Here is a 20,589-nt window from a genome sequence, read left to right as displayed (position 1 = left end):
GTTGAATGTGGCTGCAGCTTGCGGCGGCGGTCGTCGCGTACACGTGACCGTTGCATGCAGAGGTTGTGAACCCCGCGCACACGGGTGGGTGCAATACCATGCAGATTCCCTCGTTCGTTGCGATGAACCGTTTTCAATGGCTAAACCGTTCAATCTGGCCGTCGTCGGCTACGGCTATGTCGGCCACACCTTCCATGCGCCGCTGATCGCCAGCACGCCGGGCCTGCGCTTGCACAGCGTGGTGTCGTCCAAACCGCAACAGGCGCAAGCCGATTTCCCGGAGATCAGCGTCGTTGCCGACCTCGACAGTGCCCTGGCCGACCCGGCACTCGACGCCGTTGTGCTTGCCACACCCAATCAGACCCATGCGCCATTCGCATTGCAGGCACTGGCTGCGGGCAAGCACGTATTGGTCGATAAACCCTTTGCGCTGGATGCCGCGCAGGCGCGTGCCATGGTCGACGCTGCCGCGGCAGCCGGCCGCGTCATCAGCGTGTTCCAGAATCGACGGTGGGACGCAGACTTTCTGACCGTGCGCCGCCTGATCGACGAAGGCCAACTGGGCGAGGTGGTGGAGTTTCATTCGCACTTCGACCGTTATCGGCCGCAGGTCCGCGACCGCTGGCGCGAAAGCGATATCCCGGGCGCAGGCCTGTGGTACGACCTGGGCCCGCACCTGCTCGACCAGGCATTGCAACTGTTCGGCGCACCGCAGGCGATCGCTGCGGATTTGCAGCGCCAGCGCAGCCAGGCGCGCAGCGACGATTATTTTCACGTCACCCTGCATTACCCGCGGCTGCGGGTGATCCTGCATGCCGGCTCGCTGGTCGCCGACAACCGCCTGCGGTTTGCCGTGCACGGCACGCGCGGCAGTTATCTCAAGCACGGCCTGGACACGCAGGAAGACCAGCTGCGCGCCGGGCGTCGTCCTGGCACGGTTGGCTGGGGCGTGGACCCATTACCGGGCACGCTCACCCGCGTGGACGAAGAGGGCCGCGTACACACCCATCAACCCGACAACCTGCCCGGCGATTATCGGCAATGCTATGCCGCCTTCCGCGATGCGTTGGCAGGCAACGGCCCGGCACCGGTCGATGGCGCAGACGCGGTGCAACTCATGCGCTTGCTGGAACTGGCGCAGCACAGCGCTGCGACCGGACAGGTGCAATGGCTGGATGGTGAGCGCACGCTCCGATGACGCAGGCATCGGCTGCTTGCGCAGTTAAAGCGTGCAGCCGATGCAGGAAAATGTCTGGCCATCGTGCACTGCCGCTTAAAGGCGTGCCATGCGCGTGATGCATGCATGCGCAGCGTCGCTGCATCGATCTGGCGCACCGCGCCGTAGTTCTTAGCTGCCGAACACGCGCTACATCAGGCACGCAGACCGAAGTAAAACCGTGGCCGCTGAGGGTCGAGCGACCCACATCGTGAGCAGCATCGCCCACGCGTAGAACGCGTACGCGGATCGAGCGAATTCCAATCGAGCAACGACCGCGCCGCCGTTCGGCAACCGCGGCCGTGTCAGCGACGCGCTTACGCGTCCTTGCTGCCGATCGCCGGCGCTGCAGCGGTGGTGGTCTTCACTGCATGCCCACCGAACTGGTTGCGCATTGCCGCCAGCAATTTGTCGGTGAACGAATCCTTGTCGCGCGAACGCAACCGCTCCATCAGCGACAACGTGATGATGGGTGCAGACACTTCCAGGTCGATCGCCTCAGCCACCGTCCAGCGGCCCTCGCCCGAGTCGGCTACGAACGGCGCGATACCGGACATGGTCGGGTTGTGTTGCAGCGCATCGGCAGTCAGGTCCAGCAACCACGAACGCACCACGCTCCCGTCGCGCCAGATCTCCGAGACCTGGTGCAAATCCAGCGCAAAATCGGTCTTGTGCTGCATCAGTGCGAAGCCTTCGGCGTAGGCCTGCATCATTCCGTACTCGATGCCGTTGTGGACCATCTTGGTGAAGTGGCCAGCACCGCTCGGGCCCACCCGCCCCCAGCCCTTGTCCGCCGCAGGCGCCAGCGTGGCCAGGATCGGATGCAGCGTGGTCACTGCGGACTCTTCGCCGCCAACCATCAGGCTATAGCCTTCTTTCAGGCCCCAGACGCCACCGCTGGTGCCGCAGTCGACGAATGCAATACCGCTTTCCTGCAGTTGCGCCGCGCGACGTTGCGAATCCTTGTAATACGAATTGCCGCCATCAATGACGATGTCGCCGGCCTGCAACAACGGCAGCAGTTGTGCCAGCGTGTCGTCGACGATCTTGCCTGCCGGCACCATCAGCCACACCACGCGCGGGCTCGGCAGCGCAGACACCAGCGCTGCCAACGCATCGGCAGTGACAATGCCCTTGGCCTGTGCGCTGCTACGCGCGCTATCGCCGGGATCGTAGCCGTGCACACGATGCCCGCCGTGCACCAGACGCTCGGCCATGTTGGCGCCCATGCGGCCCAAACCCACCATACCCAGTTCCATAACCACTCCTCAATGATCTGATCAGTGCAGGGTGCCACGCCGGGCGTACGCCGGCGTGGCGGAATTTTCAATGGATTGTTCCGTGACGGTGCTGGCGCCGCACTGTTGCAGCTGCCAATCGATCCATCGCCAGTACAAGGTGGTGCGCAGATTGTGCAAGGTCAGGTCGATCGCATATGGGGTGCGCGGGTTGCGATCGAGCAGGCGCGCGACGTGATAGCCGATCGGCTTGGTGCCTTTGGGATGCACATACACCAGAAAGCCTTGGTAGAACGGATCGTCCAGCAACGTCTGCAGTTCCTGCAGCCGCGCCTGCTGCTGCGGATCAAGCGTTGCCCGCAACGCCGCGTCGCGCTCGTACAGCAACCGCTCGAACCGTCGCTTGCCGGGCCCATGCAGCTGCCTGGAGAGTTCCCAAATCTGCCGGTTGATCGTGTCGTAATGCGCAAAGCCGCCGTGCCGCGCCAACGCCTGCGCCGCCGCATCGCTGACATCCACCACCACGAAGTTTTCGGCCTGGTTATGGATATCGTCCAGATACGCCTTGTCGAACACATGCGCGATGAAGCCTGGCGCACCGACAAACGCCTGGCGCCCCAGTTGCGCGGTCTTCACCGCTTTACCGTCGGCAAAAAATTCGCCGGCGTGTGCGCCAAGCAGAATGCTGTCGGTGTCGTGCAAGGTCAAAAATGTACCGATCGACAGTTCGCCCGGCGTAAATACCTGATCGAATCCGGCATCGCCATACAGTTCGCGCTGCGTGGCGAGCTGGGCCACCTGCCGCCCAACGCCGCATTCGGAACGCACCTGTCCGCGATAGAACGCGTCCAGCGCCTGCGCATTGCTGCCGCGTGGCTGATAGCCGCGGCCAAAGCTCTTGAATCCACTCCAGCCCTGCGCAGCGGCGCCACGCCAGCCGAAGCCGATCCAGCCCAGTTGCAACGCAGAAAACCGGTAATGCGGATTGTCTTGCAGTTGGGTGACGGCGCGCCGTGTGGCGGCGCCAATGTCGAATCCGTAGGCGCATTGGGTAGCGGAATCGTCCAACAGTGCTGTCAGCGCTACGCCGCGTTGCTGCGCGTCCCAGCCCGCCGGCAATGTGATCTGCAGATCGCCCGCTGCGCGCGCCTGCGCAAGCGAGGCCCGCGTACAGGGCGCGCCGCGCTGGATGATTGGCGCACTGATCGACGCACTGTTGATGCTCCAACCCAATCGCCGTAATAACGCTTCCACGCAATCGGGTGCGGCCGTGCTGGCCGTTTGACTTGGTGCAGCAGCGGCCACGTGCAGCAGCTGCAGACCGCACAGCGCCACTGCACAGAACAGCGTAGCCACGCGGCGCCACGCGACGTGCCGCACGCGTGTGTGCGCTGCAGGCGTGGATCGCACCGCCCAGCGTCTGCTCTGCACCTGGAATGCACTCATCGAGCGGAGAAGTGGATTGGCAGCACAGCGCTGCTCCTGGACCAAAACAAAGCCCCGGCAGGACCGGGGCTCATGACATTCACTGCATCACGCTCAGCGACGTTCGCAGACGCGCTCGACCTGGCGATTGCCGTTAGCTTGCTGGCGGTTGCCCTGGATGGTGCGGCCTGCCGCGCCACCGGCAACCGCGCCTGCCACGGTGGCGAGCTTCTTGCCGTTACCGCCGCCAACCTGGTTACCAAGCAGACCGCCGATGGCTGCGCCGGCAAGCGTGCCGCCGATGCGATTCGGGTCGGTGGAATTCTTCTGCACCTCGACGTTCTTGCAGCGCACGCGCGTACCGTCATTGAACCTGCGGCCTTCGTCTGCCGTGGTGTAACGGTGCTGCGAGTAGTTCTGCGCTTGCGCGAAGGTGCTCGTCGCCATCAGAGCGATCAGGGACATACCCATCAGGGAATTGCGCATTTTCATCGTACGTCTCCATCGTTCTCGCCCATTCGGCGAGCCATGGCTGCACTCTGGCCACTGGGTCGAGAACACAACGTGAAGCGCAAAACCCTCTATTCAGGCTTTGGAGCGGTGCGTGAATCGCGCGTCACGGTTGAGTGGCGGGTCCACTCTGCGGCACGTTGGCCGGCGCTGGTGGCGGGTCCTGCGCTTCGACCGGCAACGGTGCGACGGGCGGCTGCTCGACCGTGGTTGGGCTCGGTGCTGCAGCGGTTGGCGCACCAGGCGCGCTGACCGCCGGTGTCGGCGCCGCGGCGGGCGGTGCGGCTGGTGCCGCCGGCGGGTGCGGGGCTGCCGGTACCGGCGCAGGCATCGCGGCGGCAGCAGCAGGCGCCGCTTCGGTCACCTTGGGCAGATAGGAGTTCAGTCGTTCGAAAAAGCGCTTGTAGAAGGCCGCGTCCTGCACCGTGGTGCTGGACACGCGCACCAGCGAGTCGCCACTGCTACCCACCGGCAACGACAACGAGCCGAGCACGCCCACACCCACGCTGGCCGAGGTGGAGCTCTTCTTCAATGCGTATCGATCCTGCAGCGCGCTGACGAAGATCTGCGCCTTGCCACCGTCCTGCGTGGCGCAGGAAATCCGTAGATTGAGCTGCTCGCTCTGGTCGGCTTCCTTCAGCTGGAAGTTCTTGCTGCCTTCCACCGCCGCGGCATCGGCACGCGTCACGGCGTAGCCCTGACTCAACAGCACGCGCCGTGCGGCTTCGCAGGCCTGTGGCGAGCTGGCCGCCACGCTGCGCGAATACGTATCGTCGGAATTGAACGACTCGCGCATCAGCATGGTGTCGCCCTTGCTGCCGCCGCAGCCCACCAAGGTTGCCAACGCGCCAAGCAGCGCGCCACGCGCGATCAGGGAAGTACACGACATGAGAAGACTCCGGCATCCAAAACCGGGCAAAGCATAGCTGCAACCGATGTGCGCGCGGCGTCGTGTTGCCGGCTCAGGGCATCGGCGGTTCATCCGCTGGCAGTTGCAGGTCGACCTGCAGGCGGCTGCCATCGGCACCGATCCGCTCGGCGCGCAGGTAGTGATGCGCACGTACCGTTGCCAGCGCCACCGGCGCGCGACAGGGCTCGCCCCACAGGCTCAGATTGAAACCCTGCACCTGCAGCCAGCTGGTCAGGCGGTCCCACAGCGGCTGCTCGGCGCGCAGCATCAGGTCCAGATCCGCCGGGCCTTGCGGCACCAGCGCAGGCGATTGCAGCCAACGCGCATAACTGCCGTGCACTACCACCGGCACGCCAAGCGCCTGCACGGCCTGCAGCAGCTGCGCCGCCTGCTGTACATCCAAGCGGGCGCGGCAGTGCTGAAAGATCAGCGCGTACTCGTGGCTGCGATTGCTGGCGGTGCCTGCATGGTCCAACCCAGCCGCAGCACGCGAATAACACAACACCCGCTCGTCATGCAGTGTGAACAGGCTGCCGAGGATCCGGCCCAACTCCCAGGCCTGCGGGATCATGTGCCCGCCCACACGCACATTCTCGACCATGGCCACGCCGAATGCGCCCGGACGCAACTGCCGCCGCAACGCGTGAAACACCGCGCGTATGCCTGCCAGATACCCCGCGTAGTCGGCGCTGGCATACAGCTGCCCAGCCACGGACGCACCGCGCCACTGGCAACCGAAATACGGCACGTTGGTCAGGCACAGATCGATCGGCGCAGCCGGCGCGGTCTGCACCAGGCTACCGACCACGATCGGCGCATCCACGCCGTGCCGTTGCAGCCGCGTGCGTGCCAGCTGCGCACGCGCCTCGTCGATCTCCATGCCGTGCGCGTTGCGGCCTTCAATGGCCGCAGCCAGCAACGTACTGCCGAACCCGCAGAACGGGTCGAACACCTGCTCGCCCGGCTGGCTGAAATGGCGCACGAACGGCCGCATCTGATTGACCCAACCACAGTCGCGCCCGTTGAGCGGGTCGCGCGCACGCAGGTCGTCGGGGAGTGCCCAGGCCGCATCATCGGCTGCCGGCGTCCACCAGCTGCGCTGATCGAACTCATCCATCTGCTGCGTCCCATAGCACATCGGCATCCGGGTCCCATCCCGCGCACAACCGGCCGTTGGCGAAGAACACCAGCTTGTACACATCGCCGGTGGCATGGCGCGCGTGCATCGCCGCGTAATCGGCGCTTTCGAACACTACTTGCATGCCATCGTCGCTGCGCATCCGCACATTCCAGAAGTAATACCCTTCCGTCATGCCGTCCAGCTGCCAACGCGACCACCACGGCTGCTGCATGCACTCGGCCAGCAGATGCTCCACACCGATGCGGTGCTGCTCGATGTAACGCAACGTGCCGTTGTTGCGATACGCATCATCCAGCCGCGACAACTCGCGGAAGATCACCTGACCTGCGCCGCAGCTGCGCGCCCACGCGATATACCGCGCGATCTCCTCGGCGCTGCACACCCCGCCCCGTTGCACGATGCACACCAGCCGCACCGGCAGACGTGCAGCAATGCGACGTGCGGTCTGCACGAACGTCGTGGCATCGGCGATGGGCTCGTCCGCGCGGAAGCGCATGATCGCGTCGTTATGCGCCTGCAACGGGTGGTGACGCGACAGCTCGATCCAGGACACGCCGAAATCGACCAGCGCATCGAGCAGACGCTCAGCGTGCGCTCGCGCCAGGCCTGCACCATTGCTGTACAGCACGCGCTGCTCGACGCGCGGGCCATTGGGCGTGGTCGCCAAGGTGTGCAGCAAGGTCAGCAGCCACTGCGCGTCGTCGGTCATTTCCAGGCCCGACAGCGAATACGACAACGGCACCGCATGCAGCAGCTGCAGTGCGCTGCGCAACTGCGCGAAATAGTCCGGGCCCGGACGCAGCATCGACCCCGCCAGACCGCCCGCGTGCTGCCGCAGATTCTCCGAACAAAACCCACAACGCGCCGAACAGGGCCGCACCGAGGCGTACGGCGTCAACGTGATCGGCAGCGCAACCCGATAGCGGCGTGCGCCGATCTGCAACGCATGCCATCGGTTGCTGTCGTCCTGCAGCGGCACGCGCCGCTGCAGGTTGGGCGCCGTGGCGCGCAACTGCGCCAACAGCGGTGAGGCAGGCAGCAGCGGCACAGCATCGATGGAAGCGGGCATCGGCATGCCTGCGTGCAACCCGTCAGCGCCGGGCGGCATCGGCACGCTCGCGTACCTGCTGCAACGTCCATTCCTGCTGCATCGCGCCGTTTTCCCACACCGTCACCAACGCATCGTCGCTGTCGGTGCTGGCGGCTACCTCGTCGAGCAACGCACTGCGGTAACTGCCATCGCGACGGTCGCGCAGCAGGGTCAGCCGGCCGCGCTTGCTCTGCTTGCCCTGGTCGGTGATCGGGTCCTTGTAGACGTCGATCCACTGCCCATCTACACGCACTGCCGAGCACTTCAACGCAAACTTCTGCGTATCGCGGTCCACCTTCTGCAGCAATGCACCACCCATACCGAAGGCGACGTTGTCGGCGGCATAACCGGCTGCAGTGATGCGCTCCAGAATGGCGCGCAACGACTGCGGATTGATGCCGTCACCCTGGATCACGCGCACATGGTTGAGCACCTTGTAGCCCTTGCCGTTGACCTGATGCCCAAAGGCCTCGTCCAGCAATAGCAGGCACTGTTCGACCACATCCACCGGGTCGCCGGAATCGGGGCGGATCACCACCGTCGCGCCGGAGGCGATGATCTCTTCCCGCAAGGTGGTGCCCCAATGCTCGCGAATGGCGCGATAGATGTCGTAGCTGTCGGACACCACGGCCACGATGGAACCCGGGTGCGCGAATTGCGTGAGCATGTTGCGGTACGCATCCACCTCGCGCTCGCGGCCCCAACTGGTGATGGTGCTGTGTTCGGCGGCGGGAATCGAAAACCCCGCAACCGGCGTGTGGTAATGCGCGCGTGCCAGCAGCAAGGCAGACAGGGTATCGGTGCCGAGGAAGTTCACCAGATGCGCGGCGCCACCGAGGGCCGCCGAGCCCAGACTGGACACACCGCGCGCACCAAAGTCGTGCAGTTTGAAAGGCAACTGGCCTTCTGGATCGTCGCTGGTGCGCTCCAGGTAATCGCGCACGATCTGCTTCACCTGCCAGCTCACCGTGGCCACCGTCACCGGGTACCACACGCGCAGCAACAAGGTTTCCAGATACGACGGCACCCAGAACGCCTTGGCGTCGGTGGATTCGATCGTCATCAACACGTTGTGCGTCGGCACCACCTCACCTTCGGGCACCGCACGGATACGGATCGGCAACTGCCCGCCAAGGCGGTCGACGATATCGCGCCAGCCGACTTCGTTGAACGGCTCGCCATGCGCGGCCAGCAAGGCCTTGGCATCGTCGATGTCGGCGTGGGTCACCGGACGGTTGATGGCTTCTTTCAGGATCGACTGCAGACCGAAGAACACGGTCTGGTCGTACACGCCGCCGCGCGATTCGACATAGAAAAACGAGGCATCGGTGCCGGGCGGATACTGCAGCCAGTGGCTGGCCTTGTAGCTATCGGTATTGAGCAGCAGGTTATCGAGGTAATGCATGACGGAAGCTCCTTCGCGTCGGGAAAACCAGCGGTCTGTCCGCCGGTGGGAGGTCGTGATTCAAGCAAGACGCATCGACGTGACCGACGCCGGTCGGCAGCGGCACGCAGGCGATGACGTCGCGCTCAGCCACGACCCAGGAAGAATTCAAGAATATGCAGGTGGTCTTCGTACAGGCGCGGGCCCATCGCCATGACTTCGGCAATCGGAATCCAGCGCGCCTTGTCGGCATCGTCGCCACCGCGCACCGCGGGCAACTCACCGGCCGGAAATTCGAAATGGAATGCGTGGGTAATGGTGCGCCCGCGCAGGCTGCGCTCGGGGTGATCGAAGACCTGGCGTCCGCGCAACGAACCCTTGAGCACCGGCACAGGGACCTTGAGCCGTGTTTCCTCGCGCAGCTCGCGCAAGCAGCTGTCCAGCAGCCCTTCTTCCTGGGCAACGAAACCGCCCGGCAGTGCCCATAACCCCTTGCCCGGCTCGGCGCGCCGCCGCACCAGCAGCACGTGCCCGGAATGCACCACCACTGCATCGGTGGTCACGAAGGTCGGTGCATACGGCGCATCCTTCCAGGCCGCGCGGTACTGCTCGATGAAGCGGTATTCCGCCACCAGTTGCGCGTAGCTGGGCGAATTGCGGCGGAACGCTTCCAGCATCTCGTACACCGGCGCCGGCACATTGCCGCGTAGCATCAGCAACCCGCCATGAAAACCGATGTCGCCAGCCTCGAACAGATAACGGCGCAACTCGGTGGCCGACAACGTGGCGGTATGTTGCACGTCTTCCAGCGGCCACTGCGGAAACTCACGCAGGTAATAACTGCTGGCGTCCTTGTCCATGCCGATCAGGCCGATGCGCGCATCGAGCGTGCCACCATCGGCGTGCACCACTTCGGCAACCTGGCGCTGCACTTCGGCAATCCACAGGCTTTCGTTATACAGATGGTCGCGCAACGGACGCAGGATCAAACGCTCGCTCTCGCCCGGCAATGCGGACTCGATCATCACTGCGCGTTCGGCAACGGTCCAGGGGTTGCGGATGGTGCGTGGTGTGTCGGCCGAGCCGATCAACACAATGAGCTTGCTCGCTTTGCCCAGCGCGTGGCGGGCGACGGCAGCGTGGCCGTTATGAAAGGGCTCGAAACGCCCGATAAACACAAGATAGTCGTACTGTGCTGCCATGAGAATCCCTCACGGTTGAGTGGTCAGTCAGCGGTCTCTCCGCTGGCTTGCTGCAAATGCTACGCCGATAGATGGCCGCGTCAAGCGTGTTTGTTCAATCGCGCGCCGACACACTATGTCATGCACGCGGACTAGACTTGGCGGCTGGCCATTCCGGAATCCATCGCATGCCACAGCAGTCCCTTCGCGCTGTCTCTCGGCCATTGCTCGCTGTCATCGCCGTGCTGTGCATGACGCTGTCTGCATGGGCTGCACCTGCACCTGCGCCATTGCGGGTGATGTCGTTCAACGTGCGTGTACCGGTAGACACCGACGGCGACAAGCGCTGGTCGGTAAGACGCACGGCCATGGTCGCGCTGATCAAGCACACCCATCCCGATGTCTTCGGCACCCAGGAGTTGGTGCAGGATCAGGCGCAGTATCTGGCGTCGCAGTTGCCTGCTTACCGCTGGTTCGGCAAGGGCCGCCGCGCCGATGGCAGCGATGAGCATATGGGCGTGTTCTACGATAGCCACGCGCTGTCGGTCGTGGAATCGGGCGATTTCTGGCTGTCCGACACCCCCGACGTGCCCGGCAGCAGCAGCTGGAACACCGACCTGCCGCGCATGGTCACCTGGGCCTTGTTCGAGCGCCGCAGCGACAAGCACCGTTTTTATCTGTTGAACACCCATCTGCCGCATCGCGACCAGGATGAGGCAGCGCGCGAACAAGGTGCGCGCATGATCCTGTCGCGTATCGCAAGCTTGCCGGCAGATGTTCCGGTGGTGCTGACCGGCGATTTCAACAGCGATCCCGATCAGGGCACCTACCGCACGCTCACCGCAACGCTTAAGGACGCACGCGCCAATGTGGCGACGCCGCAAGGTCCCGAAAAAACGTTCCAGGACTTCAGCACCCGCCCGACCCGGCGCATCGACTGGATCCTGTTTCGCGGCCTGACACCGACACGCTTCGCTACGCTGGATCATCGCCCCGGTGGGGTGTTGCCATCCGACCATTACCCGGTGCTTGCCGAATTCGCCTGGCCGCGTTGATCGCGCCGGCAAAGTGAGACTGTCACGATGCCGGCCTGTCTGACGGTACGCAGGTCAGTCGCGCTGCAGACAATCGACCAGCGCTTGCAGGATGGTCGACGACGCAGACGCGTGAGGCAGCACGATCGAAAGTTGCCGAGGTGCCCAGGCTTCATCCAAGGGCACCGTGCCCAGCTGATCGCGCACGCATGAGCGCTGCACTGCGGCGTTCGGAAGAATTGCCATGCCCATGCCTTGCGCGAGCATGCGGCACAACGCGTCGATCCCTTGTACCTTTGCACGCATGCGCACCTGCGCGCCGGCCCGGTTCATTTGCACGCGCAGATGCCGTTGCAAGGCGCTGTCGCCAGCCAGCCCCAGCATGTCCATTCCCGCGAGCTCGCTCAATCGCAACGTCGAGGCGCCGGCCAGTGGATGAGTGGCAGCCATCACCAGCACCAGCCGATCCTCACGGAACGGCAGCACCTGCAGCCCACTGACGTCGGCATGGCCTGCGACCACGGCGATGTCGGCGCGCTCCTCGCGCACCGCATCGGCCGCCTCGTCGCTCCCCTGCTCGGTCAGCGCCAGATCCAGCTGTGGATGTGCGATGAGAAACTCCGCCAGCCGTTCGGGCAGCCATGCCGACAGCGCCGCAGTATTGGCCGCCAGCCGCAGCGTCACCTGCCCGCCGCCACCATAGCCGCCCAGCTCCAGCTGCAACGCCTCGGTCTGGCGTTGCAATTGCCGTGCGTGCCGCAGCAACACGCCACCGGCCGGGGTCAGGCTGACACCGCGGCGCCCGCGTTCCAGCAGGGCGGCGCCCACTTGCACCTCCAGCGCGCGAATCCGTGCGCTGGCAGCCGCCAACGACAACGCCGCGCGTTGCGCACCGGCAGTGATGCTGCCCGCCTCGACCACCGCAATGAACAACCGTAAATCCACAAATTCCAGATGCATGACCGCTCCCCAAGCACGTGTACGTCAATCGAAGTGCACTCGCCGCCGACGAAGCCGGTCAGCCCATTGATCCTTCCACGGTGGGCATCTTATGCCTCAGCCTTCGTCTCAACCGAAGCCTGCATCAAACAATCACGCATTGTGTGGCGCAAAACACGCCCGGATCCTTGCCTGCATGCAGACCTTGCACACCCACTGGTATCTGATCGCAGGCATTTTTTTGCTGGCTGGCTGGGTCAAGGGCGTTGCCGGGATGGGCTTGCCGACTGTTGCAATGGGGCTGCTGGGTCTTTGGTTGACGCCTGCCGAGGCAGCGGCATTACTCGCACTGCCTTCGCTGGTGACGAATGTGCAGCAAGCCTGGGGGCCAGACACGCCAACCCTGCTGCGACGTCTGTGGCCATTGCTGGCAACCGTGACACTCGGCACCTGGCTGAGCGCGGGGGTGCTGACAGGCGCTGATCCCACTCTAGTCCGCGCCGGGTTGGGCGTGCTGCTGGCGCTGTATGCCTTGCTTGGGCTGGCGCGCCGACACTGGACGATGCAGGCGCATCACGAACGCTGGGCAGGACCGTTGGCCGGACTATCCACCGGTCTGTTGAGTGGCGCCACCGGAGTGTTCGTGCTGCCATCGCTGCCCTACCTCACCGCACTGCAACTGCCGCGCGAGCTGTTGATCCGGTCTCTTGGCTGGTGCTTCGGAGTGGCGACGCTGGCGCTGGCCAGTGCCCTTGCCTGGCACGGCGCGCTTCCCGGCACGGCGATCGCTCCGTCGATATGGGCGCTGCTGCCCACCGCCATCGGCATGTCGCTGGGCGCCTGGGTGCGCAATCGCATTTCCGCCGATACGTTTCGGCGCTTTTTTTTCGCCACGTTGCTGGTGCTCGGCCTGCAAGGCGTTTGGCAGGCATTGGCGTAAAGCCACGTCGGAGGCAATGAAGCCTTGCACGACACACCGGCACGGCAGCCAGCCAATCGATTAGCTGTCAAACCCGCCTGCGGTGCCGTGCCCGATATGCAAGGGGTGGCCAACAAAAACGCCACCGCAGTGCGGTGGCGTTTTTTACTTCAACCCAATGCTGTCGCCAGGTGCTCAGCGAACGATCAGTCAGCCCAACGTCCCGGCGCTGTCGACTGCGGCAGCACCTGCGCCGACAGCGGCTGATCCTGCACGAGCAGGCCCAGCGCATCGGCGAGAATCGCGGCAGATTCGTGCAGCAGCGGATCGGGACGCTTTTCCGCCGCCTTCTCGCGTGCCGTGTCCTTGACGATGTCACGCTCGTTGCCGGTCAGGCCGTCGTCGCTGTCATCGGCAAGCGGATCCAGCGGCAAGCCCAGCTGCTTGCGCACCTGCTGGCGATCCTTGCGCTGCTGGTCCTGCTTCTGACGCTCGGCAACACGCTCGGCTTCGTTCAACGAGATGTACTTCTTGGCCTTCTCGTCGCGGAACTGCTTGACGTCCTCTTCCCACCACTGGAATTCCTTGTCGGTAGCGATGCGCGCAGTGTGCAGCGTCTGCAACTTGGGCAGCAGCGGCGCGAAGTTGCCGTACTGGGTGTGCGGCGCGGCAGCGATACGCGTCCACGGCAGCGCGTTGTCGTAGGTGCTTTCGCCGAACTCGGTGGCATCCACGCTGGCCGGGAACGCGATATCCGGCACCACGCCCTTGTGCTGCGTGCTGGAGCCGCTGACACGGAAGAACTGCGCAATCGTCAGCTTGACCTGTCCATAACGCTGCCCTTCGGCAGCCGGCCAACGGTCCAGATCGACGATGTTCTGCACGGTGCCCTTGCCGAAGCTGGTTTCACCGATCACCAGGCCGCGACCGTAATCCTGGATCGCACCGGCAAAGATTTCCGATGCCGAGGCCGAGCCACGGTTGATCAACACGCCCAGCGGACCATCCCAGGCGACCTTGGGATTGCTGTCGCCATTGACGGTCACGCGGCCGCCGGATTCGCGCACTTGCACCACGGGGCCCTGCTCGATGAACAGGCCGGTGAGTTCGATCGCTTCGTCCAGCGAACCGCCACCGTTGTTGCGCAGGTCCAGCACCACGCCGTCGACCTTGTCGGTCTTGAAGCCAGCCAGCAGCTTGGCGACGTCGCGCGTTGCGGACGCGTAATCGGTCGCGTTACGGCGGCGGCCTTCGAAATCCTGATAGAAGCCCGGCAGCTTGATGATGCCGATGCGGCGTTCCGGTTCGCTGCCCTTGGCCGGCAGGGTGATCGTCTCGCCCTTGGCCGCCTGTTCGGCCAGACGCACCTTCTGACGGGTCAGGGTCACCATGCGGTGCTTGCCGTCGATGCCCGACTCGGCCGGAATGTACTCCAGGCGCACCTGGGTATCCTTGCTGCCGCGGATCTTGGCCACCACATCGTCGATGCGCCAGCCGATCACATCTTCGATCGCGCCGGACTTGGCCTGCCCCACGCCGACGATGCGATCGCCCGGCTTGAGCGTGCCATCCACCGCCGCCGGACCACCCGGGATCACCTCGCGGATCACCACCATGTCGTCCTGCTTCTGCAGCTGCGCGCCGATACCTTCCAGCGACAGCGACATCTGCTGGTTGAACGTCTCGGCAGTGCGCGGAGTGAAGTAATCGGTGTGCGGGTCGACTGCGTTGGTGTACGCGTTGACGAAGGACTGGAACACATTCTCGCCGGTCAGCTGCTTCACCGAATCGGCGAGCGCGGCGTAGCGCTTGTCCAGGGTCTTTCGGATCTCATCAGGCTTCTTGCCGGCCAGCTTCAGGCGCAGCCAGTCGTTCATCACCGACTGCCGCCACAGCACATCCAGTTGTTTGTCGTCCGACGCCCACGGCACGTCCTTGCGGTCGTACTCGAACTTGTCGCTACCGTTGAAATCGAAGTCCTGCTTGAGCAGGTCGCGCGCGTATTTGACGCGCTGATCGACGCGCTTTTTGTAGACCGCAAACACCTGAAACGCCGGCTCCAGGTTGCCGCCGCGCAGCGCGTCGCCCACGCCGGCCTGCAGCGGCGCAAAGCCATCGATGTCGGCCTGGGTAAAGAACTGTTTGCCGCCATCCAGCGATTCCAGATAGCGCTTGAAGACGTCCTTGGACATCCCCTCGTCCAGCGTCCGCGGGCGGTAGGCATAACGACTGTCGGATAGCAGGCCGTAGACAAGTTTGGTCGCCGTCGCCTGATCGGGCGTGGCGGCGGCCGGCAGCGCTGTATCGGCGCGTGCGAGCAAGGCCATCGGAGTGGTCAACACCAGCGCCAGCAGGCCGGCCTTCATGGACGCAGAAACGTTGTAGGTCATCGAATGGCTCTCGGCACAAGGCCGACGAAAGAAAGGCGGTGAACGGATCAGACAGCATGACAGTGCCCAAAGTTGCTGGCGTTGTCATCCGCTGGCTGAATCAGCCTAGCGCCGGGCCTGTATCGGATTGTGAACGCGGCCGTACCTTGCGCCGCAAGCCCGACAGCCGGAGACGACACGGCCCCGTGCAATACACAGGGCCGGCGATGAAACGGAGGGTTGGGCGCCACCAGGACGACACCGTCGCAAGCGAGCGCCCTGATGACTTCGCAGCTTCGGGTGCAACTGCGGTCACCTGCTGCGCTGTCCGGGCGAGTCGAGCGCCCGGTGTTACTCAGGCAGCGACGCCGGCGCCGGCAGCCTGCCGATCGGCGTGATACGACGAGCGCACCATCGGGCCGGAGGCCACGTGGCTGAAGCCCAGTGCGTTGCCGTAGTCTTCCAGCGCCTTGTATTCCTCCGGCGTCCAGTAGCGCATTACCGGGTGATGGTGCGGGGTCGGCTGCAGGTACTGACCGATCGTGATCATGTCCACATCGTGCGCACGCAGATCGCGCAAGGTGGCCTGCACCTGCTCCATCGTTTCACCCAGGCCGAGCATGATGCCGGACTTGGTGGCGATGGACGGATGCTGCGCCTTGAAGCGCTGCAGCAGGGTCAGCGACCACTGGTAATCCGCGCCGGGGCGCACGTTCGGATATAGGTCCGGCACGGTTTCGATGTTGTGGTTGAACACGTCCGGCGGGCTCAGCGCCAGAATTTCCAGCGCACGGTCCATGCGGCCCTTGCCGCGGAAATCAGGGGTCAGGATCTCGATACGGGTCTTGGGCGAACTGGCCCGGATGGCCGTGATGCAGTCCACAAAGTGCTGGGCACCGCCGTCGCGCAGATCGTCGCGGTCAACGCTGGTCACCACCACATACTTCAGGCCCATATCTGCCACCGTGGTGGCCAGGCTTGCCGGCTCGCTGGCGTCCGGCGGCTTGGGCCGGCCGTGCGCCACATCGCAGAACGAGCACCGCCGCGTGCACACCTCGCCCAGAATCATGAAGGTCGCGGTGCCATGGCTGAAGCACTCGTGGATGTTCGGGCAGCTGGCCTCTTCGCACACCGTGACCAGACGGTTTTCGCGCAACTTGGCCTTGAGGTTCTGCACCGCGTTGCCGGACGGAATCCGCACGCGGATCCACGACGGTTTACGCAGTACCGGCGCGTCCACAAACTGCACCGGCGAGCGGTTGATCTTGTCGCCACCGATCTGCTTGACGCCGGTCTGCAGCGGCGCAGGCGCGGCGGTGTCGCCGGAGACGACCTGCAAGGGGATGGAACGGGCGATAGGCTGGGTCATGACGGTACGGGCGCTCAGGCCGGAAGCGAAAGGTCGGGCATTGCGGAGGCGGGGTGCAGCGTCAGGCCGAACTGGCGGGCCAGCTGATCGAGCAGCACTGCCTTGACGGCGTTCATCCCTGAGGGGCCGCCCAAGTCTAGCACCGAGGTCACCTGCAGGCCCTCGTAGCCGCACGGGTTGATGCGGTGGAACGGCTCCAGGTCCATGGCCACGTTGAACGACAACCCATGGAAGGTGCAGCCGCGCCGCACCCGGATACCAAGCGCGGCAATCTTGGCGTCACCGACGTACACGCCCGGCGCGCCATCGCGGCGTTCGGCCACGATATTCCACTCGTCCAGCGTGTCGATCAGTGCCTGCTCGATCTTGCACACGTAATCGCGCACGCCAATCTTGAGCCGGCGCAGATCCAGCAGCGGATAGACCACCAGCTGGCCAGGGCCGTGATAGGTCACCTGACCGCCACGATCCACCTGCAGCACCGGAATGTCGCCGGGTGCCAGCACGTGCTCCGGTTTGCCGGCCTGGCCCAGCGTGAACACTGGCGCATGTTCGACCACCCACACCTCGTCGGCGGTGTGCACGTCACGCGCATCGGTGAAACGCTGCATTGCACGCCACACCGGCAGATAGTCCTGCTGCCCGAGGTCGCGCAACGGTGCGGGCGGGATCGAGGCAGCGAGCACCGCAGGTTCGGCCGCTAAAGCGTCCACTTCACTTCCGGGTGATCGCGCAGTGCCTGATGCGCCGCGTCGAACTGCTCCCGGCTCTCGGCACGGAAGCCGATCTTGACCGAGACGTATTTGCCGCTGGAAGAGTGCTTCCAGCTGATGCTTTCCTGCAGCAGCTCCACGCCGGTGGCAGCGAGCAGACGTGGCAATTCGGTTTCCAGACCGCGCTCGGCTGCGCCCATAGCGCTGAGCTCGAAGGTACCGGGAAACTGGAAGCCGTGATCGGGGTTGTCGGTGCTGATATCCATCGCCCCATTATCGGGCCGGTGGAGGGCAAACCCAAGTGTGCGTTCCCCGAAACGATAAGCGGAGCCACGTGCATGGCACGGGCTCCGCTCGTCCCGCCAGACAGTGAGCGACTGGCGGGGTTGTTCAACGATGGCGTTCGACAGCGAAGCGAGACATCCGCTAAATCAGACTGCGCCCGAAGGCCAGATGCGCGCGCGGCGCACCTGGATTTTTAACGCTCGCCTGACTTTCTGACACAGCCGAACACATCCGGCCGAGGCCTGTGCTTACTTGGACAGTTCCAGCATGGCCGACGACACCCAGCCACGGTTCCCCATCTCGTCTTCGACTTCCCACATGACGCCTTCCTTGGTGCCGGTGGGATACAGCATCATGCCCGGCTCCAGCGTGCGCACTGCTGCGCCGGAGCCCTTGGCGTTAGCCAACAGACGCCCTGCGCGGGTCACGGTGACCGCCTGCTGGGTGTTGGACGCCGCCGCATTGCCGGACAGCCCGCCCAGCTGGGTGACGATGTCGGTATAGGCCTGCAGATACGCCAGCGTGATGACCTGGCCAATTTCGGTATTGGCATAACCGCCAACGCCAGCCGCGCCTAAACCGCCGCCAGTGAACAGGCCGCCCGCCCCGCCCCAGCCCATGTCGGTCTTCTTGGCGTTACCTTCGGCCATGGCGACCTGTTCGGAGGAGCGCACATCGGTGACGGTCAGCGCTACGTCAGCAGTCTTCTTGGTGAAATTCAACCCTCCCACCAGAGCGCCTGCATTACCGCCCACCAGGCCGCCCAGCAAACCTGCAACCGCACTGCCGCCAGCATTGCTGTTCTGCGAAATGAGGTCTGGCGTCATCACATAGTCGGCCGCGCGGATCTGACCTTTACCGATGTTGGAACGCGCACGCAGATCGCCACTGGCCGCCATCTCGCGCTCGCGCTGCGATGCAGCCATGCCCGCGCCGCGGTCCACCAGGGTGAAGCAGCGTGACTTGTTGACAAACACCTTGATCAACTTGGATGGCGCCGGCAGCTGCTGCCCCGTCCACCAGTTGACTGCGTCTTCCGGCTCGATGACCGACAGGCTGCCCAGCGGCTTGGTGCACACCGGGATCTCCGCAACGCCTTGTTTGCGTTGGTCCTGCGCGGAGCCCTTGCCCTTGAAGGCATCCTTGAAGCCGGCCGATGCCGGCGCGCTGACGCTAGCCAATGCAATGCCCAGCACGCCGGACAGTACAGCTGCGCTCACAGAAATCGTCTTGCTCATGTTTATTCCCCCTGACACCTGCGCTGCCGTCGGCGAACGCGATCCGTTGGTGATGAAATGGCCTGTGAGGGCCGCCGTTCCTTGGGGCTTCTTTCCCCGGGGGCGGATCATATGCTATTCGCGCGCGCTTTTCATCGCTACCAGGTCGCAGTGTCGGCATGTCTCAGACAGAACGGACCGCTGCCTGGGATAGCGTCGCCCAAGTGCAGCCCTCGGGGCATCATGACCGGTACGTTCACGCGGCGCAGCCGCTGGCGCAGGCACCTTTGCACCATCCCGTCCCTCCTACTCCCCCAGGCCTTCCATGCTCCGACCGCGCGCGTTGTCTGCTGCCTTGCTGCTCTCTCTCACCGGGCTGTCGATGCCGGCCATCGCTGCGGATCAGTGCGATTCCAGCCGACTGGGGCGCACGCCGCCAGCGGTCAATTTCCGGGTCGACAACGATTTGTTCGGCGGGGAGGACCAGGACCAGGGATATTCCAACGGTGCGGTGCTGACGCTGGTCTCGCCCAACCTGGTCGACTACACCGACGACCCGTGCCTGCCGCGCACCGCGCGCTGGGTCAACAGCTACCTGGAGCGGCTGCACCCAGGCGAGTTCGATCAGCAGAACATGGTGTTTTCGATCGGCCAGGCAATCTTTACGCCGACCGATTACACCCGTCGCGACGTGATCCCGGAGGACCGCCCGTATGCGGGCATCCTGTTGGCGAGCTTCGGCTACAACGCGCGCAACGATGCGCACCTGCGGACCACGCAGCTGCAGATTGGCGTGGTCGGCCCGTGGGCCCTTGCCGAGGAGGCGCAGGATGCGATCCACGATGCGCTGGGCGACGAGAAATTCCAGGGTTGGGACAATCAGCTGCATAACGAGCCGCTGATCAATCTGGTGCACGAACGTATGCGCCGGTGGCCGGCCGATGCCAGCGGCAACGCCGATGGATTCGGTTGGGATTTCATCTCGCACTGGGGCGGGGCGGTCGGCAACATGGCCACGCATCTGAACGCCGGTGGCGAAGCGCGTTTTGGCTGGAAACTGCCGGACGACTTCGGCAGCACCCCCACCCGCCCGGCGGGCGAAAACACTGCGCCGAGCCGGCTGGGACGTTCCAGTGGCTGGTCGAGCCATCTGTTCGTGACCACCGACGCGCGCTGGGTGATCCGCGATATCACCCTGGACGGCAACACCTTCCGCAACAGCCACAGCGTGGACAAGCGCCCGTTCGTGGGCGATGTCGGCTACGGCCTGGCCGTGATGTACGGCCGGTGGAAGTTCGCCCTCGCCCGCTACCACCGCACCCGCGAATTCGAGACCCAACGCGAAACCCCGGTGTACGGCAGCTTCACGATCAGTCGGATGCTTTGAGGGCTGGGATTGGGGAGTCGGGATTGGGGATTCGTTAGAGCGGGCTGCTGGGGCTTTGCGATGGTCGGCAGCCTGATCGAGAGCGGGGATTGGAGAGTTGGGACTGGGGATTCGCCGAAGCGGGCCGCTGGGGATTTGCACCTGCTTTTGCTCTTGCCAATCTCGAATCCCTAATCACCGCCAACAAAAAGCCAGCTTTTTTGGTTGAACCATTCGGATTGCTGCCGCATCCACATAGCCAGCTTCTCGTTTAAGCAGATGC

The 20,589-nt window shown here is 64.4% G+C and carries 18 protein-coding genes; 4 read left to right on the top strand and 14 right to left on the bottom strand.

The features are described 5' to 3' along the window. Positions 1-136 precede the first annotated feature (136 nt). Positions 137-1,198, top strand: coding sequence for an oxidoreductase (locus tag ASF90_RS12940; protein WP_055850664.1), 1,062 nt, complete (start codon positions 137-139; stop codon positions 1,196-1,198). A gap of 335 nt (positions 1,199-1,533) precedes the next feature. Here ASF90_RS12940 and gnd read toward each other — a convergent pair whose 3' ends face one another. The 8 genes from gnd to ASF90_RS12900 all read right to left on the bottom strand — a co-directional run bounded on the left by gnd (position 1,534) and on the right by ASF90_RS12900 (position 10,116). Next, on the bottom strand, positions 1,534-2,475 hold the full coding sequence (gene gnd / locus ASF90_RS12935; RefSeq protein WP_055850661.1) for a phosphogluconate dehydrogenase (NAD(+)-dependent, decarboxylating): 942 nt from the start codon (positions 2,473-2,475) through the stop codon (positions 1,534-1,536). A 21-nt stretch (positions 2,476-2,496) separates the two neighbouring features. After that, on the bottom strand, positions 2,497-3,900 hold the full coding sequence (locus tag ASF90_RS12930) for a hypothetical protein (protein WP_236699268.1): 1,404 nt from the start codon (positions 3,898-3,900) through the stop codon (positions 2,497-2,499). A gap of 93 nt (positions 3,901-3,993) precedes the next feature. Then, positions 3,994-4,371, bottom strand: coding sequence for a glycine zipper 2TM domain-containing protein (locus tag ASF90_RS12925; protein ID WP_055850660.1), 378 nt, complete (start codon positions 4,369-4,371; stop codon positions 3,994-3,996). Positions 4,372-4,495: 124 nt separating this feature from the next. Further along, positions 4,496-5,278 (bottom strand): DUF2242 domain-containing protein, encoded by a 783-nt coding sequence (locus ASF90_RS12920; RefSeq protein WP_055850657.1) that lies wholly within the window; start codon positions 5,276-5,278, stop codon positions 4,496-4,498. Positions 5,279-5,351: 73 nt separating this feature from the next. Next, positions 5,352-6,416 (bottom strand): DNA methyltransferase, encoded by a 1,065-nt coding sequence (locus tag ASF90_RS12915; protein WP_055850655.1) that lies wholly within the window; start codon positions 6,414-6,416, stop codon positions 5,352-5,354. Further along, positions 6,409-7,509 (bottom strand): hypothetical protein, encoded by a 1,101-nt coding sequence (locus ASF90_RS12910; protein WP_055851390.1) that lies wholly within the window; start codon positions 7,507-7,509, stop codon positions 6,409-6,411. The genes ASF90_RS12915 and ASF90_RS12910 overlap by 8 nt, the downstream gene beginning before the upstream one ends. A gap of 22 nt (positions 7,510-7,531) precedes the next feature. Further along, on the bottom strand, positions 7,532-8,935 hold the full coding sequence (locus ASF90_RS12905) for a nicotinate phosphoribosyltransferase (RefSeq protein WP_055850652.1): 1,404 nt from the start codon (positions 8,933-8,935) through the stop codon (positions 7,532-7,534). Positions 8,936-9,060: 125 nt separating this feature from the next. After that, entirely contained in the window at positions 9,061-10,116 is a 1,056-nt protein-coding gene (locus ASF90_RS12900; RefSeq protein WP_055850650.1) for a bifunctional nicotinamide-nucleotide adenylyltransferase/Nudix hydroxylase, read from the bottom strand. A 167-nt stretch (positions 10,117-10,283) separates the two neighbouring features. Between ASF90_RS12900 and ASF90_RS12895 the strand changes: the two genes are divergently transcribed. Further along, a complete protein-coding gene (locus ASF90_RS12895) occupies positions 10,284-11,150 on the top strand; it encodes an endonuclease/exonuclease/phosphatase family protein (RefSeq protein ID WP_055850647.1) in 867 nt (288 codons plus the stop codon). 54 nt (positions 11,151-11,204) lie between these two features. Here the strand turns inward: ASF90_RS12895 and ASF90_RS12890 are convergent, their stop codons facing one another. Next, entirely contained in the window at positions 11,205-12,089 is an 885-nt protein-coding gene (locus ASF90_RS12890; RefSeq protein ID WP_055850645.1) for a LysR substrate-binding domain-containing protein, read from the bottom strand. Between the two features lie 175 nt (positions 12,090-12,264). Here ASF90_RS12890 and ASF90_RS12885 point away from each other — a divergent pair, with 175 nt between their 5' ends. Then, positions 12,265-13,008: a sulfite exporter TauE/SafE family protein gene (locus tag ASF90_RS12885; protein WP_055850643.1), complete on the top strand. Its 744-nt coding sequence runs from the start codon at positions 12,265-12,267 to the stop codon at positions 13,006-13,008. 185 nt (positions 13,009-13,193) lie between these two features. On the opposite strand, the gene ASF90_RS12880 is transcribed toward ASF90_RS12885, so the two are convergent. The 5 genes from ASF90_RS12880 to ASF90_RS12860 all read right to left on the bottom strand — a co-directional run bounded on the left by ASF90_RS12880 (position 13,194) and on the right by ASF90_RS12860 (position 18,961). Further along, a complete protein-coding gene (locus tag ASF90_RS12880; RefSeq protein ID WP_193552426.1) occupies positions 13,194-15,353 on the bottom strand; it encodes a carboxy terminal-processing peptidase in 2,160 nt (719 codons plus the stop codon). A gap of 358 nt (positions 15,354-15,711) precedes the next feature. Then, on the bottom strand, positions 15,712-16,725 hold the full coding sequence (gene lipA, locus ASF90_RS12875; RefSeq protein ID WP_055850638.1) for a lipoyl synthase: 1,014 nt from the start codon (positions 16,723-16,725) through the stop codon (positions 15,712-15,714). A 14-nt stretch (positions 16,726-16,739) separates the two neighbouring features. Continuing rightward, on the bottom strand, positions 16,740-17,438 hold the full coding sequence (gene lipB / locus ASF90_RS12870) for a lipoyl(octanoyl) transferase LipB (RefSeq protein WP_055850636.1): 699 nt from the start codon (positions 17,436-17,438) through the stop codon (positions 16,740-16,742). Then, positions 17,426-17,704 carry a YbeD family protein gene (locus ASF90_RS12865; RefSeq protein ID WP_055850635.1) on the bottom strand — a complete coding sequence of 93 codons (279 nt, stop codon included), beginning with the start codon at positions 17,702-17,704 and terminating at the stop codon, positions 17,426-17,428. The genes lipB and ASF90_RS12865 overlap by 13 nt, the downstream gene beginning before the upstream one ends. A 267-nt stretch (positions 17,705-17,971) precedes the next feature. After that, the gene (locus ASF90_RS12860) at positions 17,972-18,961 is read right to left on the bottom strand and encodes a CsgG/HfaB family protein (RefSeq protein ID WP_055850633.1); all 990 of its coding nucleotides are present in this window, start codon (positions 18,959-18,961) and stop codon (positions 17,972-17,974) included. 304 nt (positions 18,962-19,265) lie between these two features. Here ASF90_RS12860 and ASF90_RS12855 point away from each other — a divergent pair, with 304 nt between their 5' ends. Beyond that, positions 19,266-20,327, top strand: a complete 1,062-nt coding sequence (locus ASF90_RS12855) for a lipid A deacylase LpxR family protein (protein ID WP_055850630.1) — start codon at positions 19,266-19,268, stop codon at positions 20,325-20,327. Positions 20,328-20,589 lie beyond the last annotated feature (262 nt).

The sequence above is a fragment of the Xanthomonas sp. Leaf148 genome (genome assembly GCF_001423585.1).
Classification (GTDB): Bacteria; Pseudomonadota; Gammaproteobacteria; order Xanthomonadales; family Xanthomonadaceae; genus Xanthomonas.
Note: the sequence above shows the minus strand (reverse complement) of the source record. Positions and strands in the feature narration are given on the sequence as shown.